The sequence below is a fragment of the Pseudomonas sp. JE3303 genome, from assembly GCF_056312565.1.
Window position 1 is genome coordinate 1 of sequence record NZ_JBWGIF010000012.1, and the last position, 12,286, is coordinate 12,286.

A 12,286-nucleotide genomic window follows, 5' to 3' on the forward strand; every position below is an offset into this window, starting at 1 on the left:
TGCGGCCGGGGTAGTTGTAGAGCATGATCGGCAGGCCGGCGGCCTGGTCCACGGCTTTGACGTGAATGGCGATTTCCTGCTGGGTCGGCAGCGCGTACGGCGGGGTGCCGACCAGCAGCGCATCGGCCTTGATTTCCCTGGCGTGCCTGGCGAAGGCCACGGCATCTTCGGTGCGGATGCCACCGGTGCCGACGATCAGCGGCAGGCGGCCGTTCAGCACATCCTTCGCCTGGGCGGCGAGGTCGAGGCGCTCTTGAGTCGTGTGGGCGTAGTACTCGCCAGTGGAGCCGCCGATGATCACGCCATGGATACCGGACTCGACCAGGTAGTCCAGGACCTCGGCAAAGGCTGCCTTGTCGATGCTGCCGTCGGCGCCCAGTGGGGTGATCGCCGGGGTGTAGATGCCTTCGAATTTCATGGTTGTCGCTCCAGATGAGAGTCGTTGCCGGTCAGCTTTCCTGGCCGGCGCGATACTGTCCCCACAACAGGTTGAAGTTGACGCCCAGGGCGACGATAGGCGCCGGAGGGTTGGGGCAGGGGCCGGGTGAGTTGAGCACGAAGTCGATCAGTTCGGAGCGCTCACCGGCCAGCCAGTCGGCCATCAGCTTGCCAGTGGCAGTACCGCGGGTGACGCCCAGGCCGTTGCAGCACAGTGCTCCGTAGACGTTCTGGCGCAGCTCGCCGAAGTAGCCTGCATGGTTGCGCGAAAGCGCCAACGCGCCGCCCCAGGTGTACTCGAACTCCAGGCCCGGCAGCATGGGAAAGCGCCGCTCGAACGAGGCCCGGTGGCGGCTGACGAAACGCTCCAGGTACTTGGGATTGCTGCGCCCGTCGGGGTTGTAGCTGAAGCTGTTGCGAATCAGCAGCCGGTTGTCCGGCGTCCGCCGCACGGTGGTGCCGAACGGGTCGGCGGGGATAACGCCCCAGTAAGGTTTGCCTCCCAACCGGGCCTGCTCCTCGGTGGTCATTGGCCGGGTCAGGCTGGCGTAGGTGAACACGGGCAGCATGCGGCCCTTGAGAAAACCGAAGCTCATGCCGAAGGCGTTGTTGGTGAGGATCAGCTTGTCGGCCGTGATCGAGCCATTGGCATGCCTGAGCACGGTCTTCTCGCCGTACTCCACCTCGGTGACCGGCGTGTTCTCGTACAGGGTCACGTTGGCCGGCAGGCTGTCGGCCAGGCCCTTGACCAGCGCCGCGGGCTGAATGAGCGAGGTGCCTGGGGTAAACAACGCCTTGCGGTAGAAATGCGTGCCGATGTGCTCGGGCAGCTCATTGCCTTCGACCATCTGGTACGGCTGGCCCAGTTTGTCCAGGCCGCTGCGATAGGCATCGAGCACCGCAATACCGCGTGGCTCGACTGCCGCCTGGTACTTGCCGCAGTGCTTCATCTGGCACTCGATGCCGAAGCGTTCGACCAGCGCCTTCAGGTAGTCCTGACCACTGAGGTTGAGCTTCATGACCGTCTTGGCCGTGGTGATGTCGCCGATATAGTCAGGGGCACCGATGTCGTGAGGAAGATCGATGACAAAGCCGGCGTTGCGCCCTGATGTGCCGAAGCCGACCTCCTGGGCCTCGATGAGCACGATTTCCTGATCGGGAAAATGCAGCGCCAGTTGCCGCGCCGTGGCGAGACCGGTATAGCCCGCACCGACGATCACCCATCGGGCGCTGGTCTGGCCGCGATGGGCGGGCCTGGCCTGGCGCGCCTTGCTCAGGTGATACCAGCCGCAGGTGGAATCGTCTGCAGGCAGGGAGGAAATTCTTGTCATTGTTCAGTCCTGGTTCCCGCGCTGCGAAACCGCGCTTGGTCATGCAGGGCGCAGGCAGTCAACTTGAAAGTCGCGCCAAGGCAGCTCAACGGCCTGCCTCGGCGCTTCAGACATGATCGATCAGTTGCTGGCCTGGGTCGCCGCAGCGCGGGCGGCCTGAAGCCAGACGTCGAACTGCTGGCGATGCGCGGCCACCCATTCCTTGGCATGACGGGTGATATCGGCGGGCTTTTTCTCACCCTGCTGCATCTTCAGGTTCTGCGCGCTCTCATCAGCGGTGGTGATCTGCATGACCGACAGGAACTTCAGGGCGGCGGGGTTCTCCTCGGCGAACTCCTTGTTCACGACAGCCTCGACCTTGTCCACGGCAAATCCGAGGTTCTTGCCCTTGTACATGGTATCGGCATCGTTGTTGCCGTCAGGCAGATCGGTCTTGGGCACTTCGAGCCACACCACGTCCTTGTCCTCGACCAGTACGGTGGAGATCCACTGCGGCACCCAGGTGAAGTAGAGGATCGGCTTGCCTTCCTTGTAGCGGGTGATGGTGTCGGCCATCAGGGCGAAGTACGAGCCCTGGTTGACCTTGACCGACTTGCCCAGGTCGTAGGCCTTCATGTGGTGGTCGATGACCAGCTCGCAGCCCCAGCCTGGGTTGCAACCGGTCAGGTCGGCCTTGCCATCGCCATCGGTGTCGAACAGCTTGGCGATCTCGGGCTTCTTGAGGTCGGTGATGTACCTGATGTTGTGGGCTTCGGCGGTCTTCTTGTCGATCAGGTAGCCCTGCAGTACGCCGGGCATGATGTCGCCGGCCTTGATCATCACATCGTCGCCACCGGCCTGCTGGTAGAACTTGTCGTGCAGTTTGTCCCACAAGTGCACGGTGAAGTCCGCATCACCGTTGGCCAGGGCGACCATCATCACGCCGTATTCGGTCTCCTTCGGCTCCTGGACCTTGTAGCCCAGCTCGCGCAGGCCTTCCATGGCGACCTCGCCACGGAAGCGCTCTTCAGCGATGGAAGGGAAGATCGGCGTGACCTTCACGCCTTCGCCAGGTTTTTCCGCCGAGGCGTGGGCGCACAGGGCGGCCGCCGTCAGGGTCAGGGCGGTGGCGCACTTGAGCATGCTGCGGGTGAGCTTGAATTCGGACATGGTCGCGTACCTTCTTCTGTTTTTTATCTGGAAAAGTGCGGCAGATCGAATGAGGTATGTGTCAGGCAGTCTTGCGCCGCCCTTCTGCCCGTGCGGCGCCAAACAGGCGCATCACGCCGCCTACGGGGCCGGTCTGGTACCAGCGCAGGCTCGGGTCGGCGCTGGTGCGCGCGCCCATGGCCTGGGTCAGGCGATCGAGGAAGATGGCGAGCAGCACCAGGCCGACGCCGCCGACCGTGGCCAGGCCCATGTCCAGGCGGCCGATGCCGCGCAGTACCATCTGGCCAAGGCCGCCAACCGAGATCATCGAGGCGATCACCACCATCGACAGCGACAGCATCAGCGACTGGTTGAGGCCGGCCATGATGGTCGACGCGGCCAGCGGCAATTGCACGCGTGTGAGCATCTGCCGGGGGGTGCAGCCAAAGGCGCGGGCGGCCTCGATCTTGTCCTCGGGCACCTGGCGGATGCCCAGGTTGGTCAGGCGCACCAGCGGCGGCAGGGCAAAGACGATGGTTACCAGTACGCCGGGCACGTTACCGATACCGAACAGCATCACCACCGGCACCAGGTAGACGAAGGCGGGCAAGGTCTGCATGGCATCCAGGATCGGCCGTACCACCTGCTCGAGCCGGTCGCTGCGGGCGCAGAAGATCCCGAGCGGAATGCCGATCACAGCGCAGAAGAACACCGATGTCAGCACCAGCGCGAGGGTCGTCATCGATTCGGACCACACGCCGATCAGCCCCAGCAGCGTCAGGGTGACAAAGCACAGCGCAGCCATGCGCTTGCCTGCCAGCTGCCAGCCCAGCAGCGATGAAAGGATGATGCCGATGCTCGGCGGAATGCTTTGCAGGATGAACTCGATGCCGTTGAGGACCTGGTCGATCGGCCAGCGAATGGCGCGGAATACATCGCGGAAGTTGTGCACCAGAAAATTCAGGGTGCTGGTGACCCAGTCGCCCAAGGGGATGGTCATTGACTGGAACGGGTCGAGAAGGCTGAACTCGGACATGTTGGCTTGCCTCTGTGAAGGTCGCGGGCGCTCAGTGGCGGCTCAGGGTCTGCAGCAGCTGATTCTTCGAGAGCGTGCCCTTTAGGGCACCGTCCCGGTCGAGCACCGGCACCGGGTAGGGCAGGGTGGCGGCAATGTCGAGCACTTCGTGCAGCGGGGTGTCGATATACACCGGCTGCTGCTCGTGCAGGTTATAGCGGTCGGTGGCGGCCATGCCGGTTTCGTCGGCATCGACCACACCGAGCAGTTGCCCACGGTCATCGACAAGGTAGCCAAAGGGAGTGCCAGGCTTGAAACGCGGCGCCTTGCCATTGAGCTTGCAGACCACCTCGGGATCGAACGAGGCCACATCACCTGCCATCAGCACCCGTGAGCTGTCGAAGCCCTTGAAGAAGTTGCGCACGTAGTCGTTGGCCGGCTGGTTGAGCAGCTCCTGCGGCGTACCGATCTGCACCACGCGGCCCCCTTCCATGATCGCGATGCGATGGCCGATGCGGATGGCTTCCTCGATGTCGTGGGAAATGAAGATGATGGTACGTTTCTGCTCGGCCTGCAGGCGGATCAGTTCGCCCTGCATCTCGCTGCGGATCAGCGGGTCGAGCGCGGAGAAAGCCTCGTCCATCAGCAGGATCGCCGGGTCGTTCGCCAGTGCCCGGGCGAGGCCGACACGCTGCTGCATGCCCCCGGAAAGCTGGTGCGGGTAGCTGTGTTCCTGGCCTGCGAGGCCCACCTGGCTGAGGGCTTCCCGGGCGCGATTATGCCGCTCGGTTTCACTGACCCCGGAAATCTCCAGGCCGAAGGCAGTGTTCTCCAGCACGCTCATGTGCGGCATCAGCGCGAAGGACTGGAACACCATGCCCATTTCCTTGCGGCGCACGTCCAGCAGGGCTTTATCGGACAGGCCGGTGATCTCCTTGCCATTGAGGAAGATGCTGCCGGAAGTGGGTTCTATAAGGCGGTTGAACAACCGCACCATGGTGGACTTGCCGGAGCCCGAGAGCCCCATGATGACGAAAATCTCGCCCCGCTTGACGCTGAAGCTGGCATCGAAGACACCGATCACCTGACCGGTCTTCTCGAAGACTTCACTCTTGGTGGCGCCATCCCTGAGCATCTTCATCGCGACATCGGGCTGGGCGCCAAATACCTTGAAGATATTTTTCACACAGATGATTTCATCTGGACTGGTCATTGCGTCCCTCCTGTACATGCAACGCTGCACGCGCTCCACGTCGAATTGATAACGAGCGCTGGTGATACGGATGGGCAGTACCAAGAGGGATATCTATACATGACGAGGTTCCTGTTTTTATTCTTGGCCCGCAGAGCAGGGCTTTCACTAAAATCTATAAGCATATCCCCGGCAAATCCAACAACATTTACAGGGCTTGGTGGATAACCTAACGTTATCGAAAGACGCTGAAACGACGGGCAGCGCGCATTTGCGACTCCTGTGTGGCCCCGGGCCATTTCTTTGGGATACCCTCCGTCGCCTCACTCGATCTTGAGGTGTTCATCATGCTGAGCAGACACGCCGATCCAGACACCCTGTTGCTCAGAATGCCGTCCTTGAGGGCTGTGAAGGCGTTCGTGGCCGCGGCGAAGTATGAAAGCTTCACCCGCGCGGCCGAGGCGCTCTGCGTCTCGCAAGCGGCCATCAGCCGACAGATACGCGAGCTCGAGATCTATCTGGGCGCCCAGCTGTTTACCCGCGCTGGGCGCACGGTTGAACTGACCGCTGCGGGGGCGGTATTTTTCGAAGCGGCGCAGCTGTCATTCGTCAATATCGCGCAAGCCGCCGATAGAATCCGCGCCAGTCCCACGCAAAAACACCTGCTGACAATTTGTTGTTCCCCGGCATTTTCATCGCTGTGGCTATCCCAGCACTTGCCCGAGTTTCGCGCCAATAATCCGGATATCGAACTCAACCTGATTACCACGCAGAACTTCGTCAACATGGAGCCCGGTGTCGAGCCCGACATCATCATTTCGAAGTTCACGCGGGTCGGCGAGGGGTACAAGAGCTATCCGCTGTGTCACGACATCATCTACCCGGTCTGTTCACCCACTTACCTGGAGAGAAACCCAGGCGTCGCTTCGCTCGTGGGCATGCGCGACGCCGCGTTGCTTGATCTGAGCCCATTCGGGCGTTCGGGCGTGGCGGAACATGTCGACTGGGGCGTCTGGCTGGCCTTCCAGAATGTCGACATCGACGAGCGCCCTGCGCAAAGCCCGCCGATCTTCCATGCCAACGACTACAACCTGATCATCAACATGGTCCTGACTCACCAGGGCATCGCGCTGGGCTGGAATCAGCTGGTCAACGCCATGGTCGAAAAGGGGGTGCTGGTGCGCCCGGTCGATCAGCAGGTGACCCTGCGCAACAGCCTGCACTACCTGGCCTGCAAGGAAACCACGGAATACGAAGATGCCTGTCGGCGGGTGCGGGACTGGGTGCTTTCCAAGTTTTCGCGCTGGTCGTTGTAGCCTGCGGCGAGTCTTTATTTCATAACGACACCTTATCGGCGCCTTGCCGTCTGGCACTGGCAATGAGCCACTGCCGTCTGTCGCCCCAGCATTAGGCTGCTTGCTACCTTTCATGCAGCAGACTAATAGTTAATGGATTGCCTGGGGAGGCTCTGAAATGCAACCACGATTCGTGATCGTTCCGGCTGTGCCTGTTGAGAAGGAAAAGGTTCATACGACTGTGCGCATGTATTCGAGCGCTGCGTTTGGGGGGTTCGATATCTACGACACGCTGGAGAAGTACCGCCTCAAACCCAGCTACCCGACACGGGCGGACGCCGAGAGCGAGTGCGCCAGGCGTAACCGCTAAGCGTCGCGCGCCCAGCAGCGTGGCAGCTGAAGTGGGGGCGACCGTGTCTATACCTGCGAGAGAATGCTGCCCAGCAAACCGGGGAAGCGGCCGTCGAGCTCGGCTGTGCGCAACGAGTTCATGTGAGTGGTGCCCACGTTGCGGGTGTGTACCAGGCCCGCATCGCGCAGTACCCGGAAGTGATGGGACATGCTCGATTTGGGCCGGCCGCCGTCCAGCTCACCACAGGTGGCTTCACTGACGTTGGCCAGGCAGCGCACGATTTCCAGGCGCACTGGGTCGCTCAAGGCGTACAGCACGCGTTCAAGATTCAGGTCTTCAGAGCTGGGATGGGTATAGGCTCGCATGGCCGACATGATAGCGGGGGTTTCATAAATTGCCATAGTTCGATTATGATCGAACTATCGTAAGTATCTGCTACCGGAGATTGTCATGTCAGCCCTGTTCCAACCCTATACCCTCAAAGACGTTACCCTGCGCAATCGCATCGCCATCCCGCCCATGTGCCAGTACCTGGCGCAAGATGGCGTGGTCAACGACTGGCACCATGTGCATCTGGCCGGCCTGGCCCGTGGCGGGGCAGGCCTGCTGGTGGTCGAGGCGACCGCAGTTGCCCCTGAAGGCCGTATCACCCCCGGCTGCGCCGGTCTATGGAATGACGAGCAGGCCCAGGCCTTCGTGCCCATGGTCAAGGCCATCAAGGCGGCGGGCTCGGTCCCAGGCATCCAGATCGCCCACGCGGGCCGCAAGGCAAGTGCCAATCGCCCATGGGAAGGGGACGATCACATCGCCGAGAACGACCCACGTGGCTGGGAAACCATCGCCCCGTCGGCCATCGCTTTTGGCGCCAACCTGCCCAAGGTCCCGCGCGCCATGACCCTGGAGGACATTGCCCGGGTCCAGCAGAACTTCGTCGACGCGGCTCGCCGCGCACGTGATGCAGGTTTTGAGTGGATCGAGCTGCATTTTGCCCATGGCTATCTGGGCCAGAGCTTTTTCTCCGAGCATTCCAACCAGCGCACCGACGCCTACGGTGGCAGTTTCGACAACCGTAGCCGCTTCTTGCTGGAAACCCTGGCGGCCGTGCGCGAAGTCTGGCCTGAGCATCTGCCACTGACGGCGCGTTTCGGCGTGCTGGAGTATGACGGCCGCGACGAGCAGACCCTGGCCGAGTCCATTGAGCTGGCGCGGCGGTTCAAGGCCGGTGGCCTGGATCTGCTGAGCGTCAGCGTGGGCTTCACCATCCCCGAGACCAACATCCCGTGGGGCCCGGCGTTCATGGGCGAGATCGCCGAGCGTGTGCGCCGCGAAGCGGATATCCCGGTGACCTCGGCCTGGGGCTTTGGTACGCCGCAATTGGCGGAAGGCGCCCTGAAGGCTGGCCACCTGGACCTGGTGTCGGTAGGACGTGCGCACCTGGCGGATCCGCACTGGGCGTATTTCGCGGCCAAGGAACTGGGCGTGGACAAGGCCTCCTGGACCTTGCCGGCGCCGTATGCGCATTGGCTGGAGCGGTATCGCTGAGTAGCCGGTCTCCATCACCGGGGTAGGAATTCTATACCACCCCTGTAGGTCGGCTGCTTTTGCCCGGTATACCTCCTGCCATTTTCTTACGTCGAACGACCGCAAGTGATCAATAAGGGAGCGGGCTCCGTCCGCTCCCTTGGGGATGACCAGGGTCAGGACCCTTGAGGACTGTCAGGCAGAGATCAGGGCATCGATTCCGACCAACCCTCCATCGAACTCCTCCATGGCATCGAGCAGCGCCCCCTGGAAATACTCAACCGAGGCGCGGTCGCAAAGGATCTCCAGTGCCGGCAGCCGGGCGCTGCCGGCATTGATCACGATCACGTTGATCCGCGCGGCGGACGTCTGCGCGACTGCGCCTGGGCCGAATGACTGGGGCCTCAGGTCGACGCCGCAAAGCTTGGCCATGACCTCGGCACAGCAGCGCCCGCTCAACCGCAACCAGGCGTGGCTGTCGTGGCGGGGCAGCAGATAGTTGCGGCTGTCGTCGAGCTCCCAGGAAGCTTCGTCGTCCGCGATGCGGGCGCCCATGTCATGCAGGCTGCCTAGCAGCAGGTATTCGGTTTGCGACAAGCGTGCAGCCAGGCTGCCGTCGTCCTGGCGCACAGCCTGGTTGGGCTGCGCGGGCAGACGATAGCCTCGCGCTTGCAGCCAGGCAGGGCTGTCGGTACCGCGAAAACCCATGCGGGGCAGGTGGGTCAGGTCAGTCAGCGCGCAGTGCTGCAGCGGGTAAACAACGCTGCGGTCGACGAGGTTTTCGGCTTTCAGGCTGGACATGGCTCAGAGTTCCTGGCGCAGGTTGCGTGGGTCATGGAAGGGCAGGGTGACGACTTCGGCCTGCACGACCTCGCCGCCTTCGACGCGGATCGGGATGTGCTGGCCGGGCGCGGCCTGGTGGGCCCCGGCATAGGCCAGGCCGATGATCAGGCCGAGGGTCTGGGAGTACTCGCAGGAGGTAACGTTGCCGCTGATGTCGGGACCGTCCAGCACCAGATGGCCTTCCAGCGGCTGGGTGCTGCCGCCTGGCAGGATGAAGCCGACGAGCTTGCGCTTGAGCGGCTGGGCCTCGAGGATCTCGATGGAGCGCTTGCCGACGAAGAAGGGTTTCTTGCGCCCGATGGCCCATTGCATGTCGATTTCCGCAGGGTGAGTCATGCCGTCGGTGTCCTGGCTGATGATCACGTGACCTTTTTCCAGCCTTAGCAGGCGCTGGGTCTCGACCCCGAATGGGCGAATGCCCACCGGCGCGCCGGCTTCCATCAGTACGTCCCACAGCCGCTCGGCATGCCGCGCCGGTACGTGGATCTCGTAACCCAGTTCGCCGACGAAGCCGACCCGCAGGATGCGCGCGGAGATACCGGCAACCTTGCCCAGGCGCACGCCGAGGTACGGGAATGCTTCGCCAGACAGATCGACGTCGTCACAGACCTTGGCCAGCACCTGGCGCGACAGCGGGCCAGCCAGATTGACCGCAGCCAGCGCGGCGGTGACGTTGGTGATATCCACGTCCAGGCGCCACTGGGCATTCCACTTCAGCATCTGCTGGTAGATCCGGTCGACACCGCTGGTGGTGGCGCTGACGTAGTAATGTCGCTCGCCGAGGCGGGCGCACACGCCATCGTCGATCACCACGCCGTGCTCGTTGGTCATCAGCGCATAACGGGTCCGGCCGATCGGCAGCTTGGCGAAGCCGAAGGTGTACACGCGTTCGAGCAGCTCGGCGGCGTCGGGGCCGCGCACGTCCAGACCGCCCAGGGTCGAGACATCGATCAGGCCGACTTTTTCGCGCACATGGCGAGCTTCTTCCTGCATGCAGCGCTCGCGATCCTCGGGCTTGCCGTAATAGGCCGGACGCAGCCAGATGCCAGCGGGCATCATCCTGGCCCCGGCCTCCAGGTGGCGGCGGTGCATGGGCGTCAGCCGATAGGGGTCGAAGGCGCGGCCGGCGACATGGGCGAGTTTTTCCGCCTCGAAAGGGGGGCGCGCGGTGGTCACCCCGGTCTCGCCGATGCTGCGCCCTGTGGCCTGGGCGACCAGGCGCGCGGTGGGCAGCGCCGAATGGCGGCCTTGGGACGGGCCCATGCCGACAGTCGAGAAGCGCTTGACCAGTTGCACGTCGCGATAGCCACTGCGGGTGGCGTTGACGATGTCGCGCACTTGCAAGTCTTCATCGAAATCGACGAAATCCTTGCCCTTGGGGTGCGGGAAGATCGGCCACGGGAAGTTGACCTTGGTCTCTTCGCCAAAGGCGCCCGGCGCCGGCACTTCGAAGCCCAGTGCGGCAAGTGCCTCGGCGGCGGCGCGGGTGGCGTCGGCCAGCACGTTGTCCAGTCGATGGCAGCCGTTGACCGAGCCTGCGATATCCAGCCCCGCCGGCAGATTGCTGATGGCGAACTCGGCGCGGGCCTCTTCGTAGGCCAGCTTGCCGCCGGCCTGGCAGAGCAACTGGTAGACCGGCATGTAGCCTGCGGACATGCACAGCAGGTCGCAGCCCAGGCGCATGCCTTCCTCGGCGACCTCGCCCTGTGCCGTGATGCGGCGGATCTCGGCGCCGCTGACGTGGCGCATGCCGGCTTCGTGCAGGGCTTCGAACACGGTGCTGCCCAGGTGCAGCGCAATGTTGCGGCGCTTGAGCTCGGCGGTCAGCGCGGGATCGGCGGGTGCCAGGCGCATGTCGACCACGGCTGCCACGGCCACGCCTTGCTCCTGCAGGTCGAGGGCCGCCAGGTATCCGTCGTCGTTGCCGGTCAGCACCACGGCGCGCTGGCCAGGCTTGACTGCGTACAGTTTCATCAGCCGCTGGGCGGCGCTGGTGAGCATGATGCCGGGCAGGTCGTTGTTGCGAAACACCACTGGCTGGTCGAACGAGCCTGCAGTGACCAGACAGCGCGTGGCGCGCACCTTGTACATGCGTCTGTGCTGGATCACCGGCAGGTAGTTGTCGGTGAACCAGGCATTGCAGGTGGCCTGCGTCAGTACCTGGATATTGGCATGGCCTTCAACAGCCGCCACCAGACCACTGCGCAGTTGCGCGGCGCGGGTGCCGGCAACGTCGAAGCGGGCATAGTTGAGCGAGCCGCCGAGCACCGGCTGCTGCTCGATCAGCAGTACCTTGGCGCCTGCATTGGCGGCGTCGAGGGCCGCCCGCAGGCCGGCGGGACCTGCGCCAATCACTGCAAGATCGACAAACAGATACGCCTTGTCGTAGTACTGCGGCCTGAACTCGAGGTTCAGTACGCCCAGGCCGGCCTTCTTGCGGATCAGTGGCTCCCAGACCTTCCACATGCCTTTGGGCTTGTAGAAGGCTCGGTAATAGAAGCCCACCGGCATGAAGCGCGAGAACTTGCCGAGGTAGGCATCACGGTCCTGGTCCAGGCTCCCGGCGTAGTTCTGGCCGTCCACCACCAGACCCTGGCGTGCGGGCTGCATGTCGGCCAGCACGTTGGGTTCGTCGGGCAGTTGCACCAGGCTGTTGGCGTCCTGGCCCGCGAGGCTCAGCGGGCCGCGGGGGCGGTGGTACTTGAACGAGCGCGACAGCAACCAGCGGCCGTTGCCCAGCAGGGCCGAGGCGATGCTGTCGCCTTCGAAGCCCTGGTATTGCTGGCCGTCGAATGAAAAGTGCAACGGGCGCTCACGGTCGATGAGCAGCCCCATGGGGCTGGGAAGGCGGTTGACGGTGTTCATCCGGCGTTCTCCGGGGCGCTGGTGGGCAGCGCGAAGTCAATGCGTTGGTCGAAGACGGTCTTGGGATCGAAGGTGCGCAGCACGTGGTCGGTCACGGTATGGCGCTCGGCCAGGAACCAGTAGCTGGAGGCGTTGTGCAGCCACCATTCGACGACGACACCTGCGCTGTTGTCGCAGTTGAAGACATAGTCGGCCCATTCCAGGTCGCTGCACGTGGCAGGGTCGGGCATGCGCTTGAATTCGCCGCCGTAGGTGAACTCGCTGATGTTGCGGGGGCCGTTCAAGGGGCAGGTCAGGATCTTCATC

At 63.4% G+C, this 12,286-nt stretch carries 12 protein-coding genes; 3 read left to right on the forward strand and 9 right to left on the reverse strand.

What is annotated here, in order from left to right; all coding sequences use genetic code 11:
* The 5 genes from AC0ZZU_RS17415 to AC0ZZU_RS17435 all read right to left on the reverse strand — a co-directional run.
* A partial coding sequence (locus AC0ZZU_RS17415; RefSeq protein WP_476342368.1) for a dihydrodipicolinate synthase family protein occupies nucleotides 1-418 on the reverse strand: 418 nt, incomplete at its 3' end.
* Between the two features lie 31 nt (nucleotides 419-449).
* On the reverse strand, nucleotides 450-1,769 hold the full coding sequence (locus tag AC0ZZU_RS17420; protein ID WP_476342369.1) for an NAD(P)/FAD-dependent oxidoreductase: 1,320 nt from the start codon (nucleotides 1,767-1,769) through the stop codon (nucleotides 450-452).
* 120 nt (nucleotides 1,770-1,889) lie between these two features.
* Nucleotides 1,890-2,918, reverse strand: a complete 1,029-nt coding sequence (gene proX / locus AC0ZZU_RS17425; protein WP_476342370.1) for a glycine betaine/L-proline ABC transporter substrate-binding protein ProX — start codon at nucleotides 2,916-2,918, stop codon at nucleotides 1,890-1,892.
* Between the two features lie 61 nt (nucleotides 2,919-2,979).
* Nucleotides 2,980-3,933 (reverse strand): glycine betaine/L-proline ABC transporter permease ProW, encoded by a 954-nt coding sequence (gene proW, locus AC0ZZU_RS17430; protein WP_476342371.1) that lies wholly within the window; start codon nucleotides 3,931-3,933, stop codon nucleotides 2,980-2,982.
* A gap of 31 nt (nucleotides 3,934-3,964) precedes the next feature.
* Complete coding sequence (locus AC0ZZU_RS17435) at nucleotides 3,965-5,125, reverse strand: quaternary amine ABC transporter ATP-binding protein (RefSeq protein WP_476342372.1); 1,161 nt, start codon at nucleotides 5,123-5,125, stop codon at nucleotides 3,965-3,967.
* Nucleotides 5,126-5,454: 329 nt separating this feature from the next.
* Here AC0ZZU_RS17435 and AC0ZZU_RS17440 point away from each other — a divergent pair, with 329 nt between their 5' ends.
* On the forward strand, nucleotides 5,455-6,420 hold the full coding sequence (locus AC0ZZU_RS17440; RefSeq protein WP_476342585.1) for a LysR family transcriptional regulator: 966 nt from the start codon (nucleotides 5,455-5,457) through the stop codon (nucleotides 6,418-6,420).
* Nucleotides 6,421-6,577: 157 nt separating this feature from the next.
* The gene (locus AC0ZZU_RS17445; RefSeq protein ID WP_476342373.1) at nucleotides 6,578-6,769 is read left to right on the forward strand and encodes a hypothetical protein; all 192 of its coding nucleotides are present in this window, start codon (nucleotides 6,578-6,580) and stop codon (nucleotides 6,767-6,769) included.
* A 47-nt stretch (nucleotides 6,770-6,816) separates the two neighbouring features.
* Here the strand turns inward: AC0ZZU_RS17445 and AC0ZZU_RS17450 are convergent, their stop codons facing one another.
* A complete protein-coding gene (locus tag AC0ZZU_RS17450; RefSeq protein WP_476342374.1) occupies nucleotides 6,817-7,152 on the reverse strand; it encodes an ArsR/SmtB family transcription factor in 336 nt (111 codons plus the stop codon).
* A gap of 49 nt (nucleotides 7,153-7,201) precedes the next feature.
* On the opposite strand from AC0ZZU_RS17450, the gene AC0ZZU_RS17455 reads away from it, so the two are divergent.
* Entirely contained in the window at nucleotides 7,202-8,293 is a 1,092-nt protein-coding gene (locus tag AC0ZZU_RS17455; RefSeq protein WP_476342375.1) for an NADH:flavin oxidoreductase/NADH oxidase, read from the forward strand.
* 174 nt (nucleotides 8,294-8,467) lie between these two features.
* Here the strand turns inward: AC0ZZU_RS17455 and AC0ZZU_RS17460 are convergent, their stop codons facing one another.
* From AC0ZZU_RS17460 to AC0ZZU_RS17470, 3 genes are read right to left on the reverse strand one after another with little or no spacing between them, the layout of a single operon-like run.
* Nucleotides 8,468-9,073, reverse strand: coding sequence for a sarcosine oxidase subunit gamma (locus AC0ZZU_RS17460; protein ID WP_476342376.1), 606 nt, complete (start codon nucleotides 9,071-9,073; stop codon nucleotides 8,468-8,470).
* Nucleotides 9,074-9,076: 3 nt separating this feature from the next.
* Nucleotides 9,077-11,980: a 2Fe-2S iron-sulfur cluster-binding protein gene (locus tag AC0ZZU_RS17465; protein WP_476342378.1), complete on the reverse strand. Its 2,904-nt coding sequence runs from the start codon at nucleotides 11,978-11,980 to the stop codon at nucleotides 9,077-9,079.
* Entirely contained in the window at nucleotides 11,977-12,285 is a 309-nt protein-coding gene (locus AC0ZZU_RS17470; RefSeq protein WP_476342379.1) for a sarcosine oxidase subunit delta, read from the reverse strand. Before AC0ZZU_RS17470 ends, AC0ZZU_RS17465 begins: the two co-directional genes overlap by 4 nt.
* Nucleotide 12,286 lies beyond the last annotated feature (1 nt).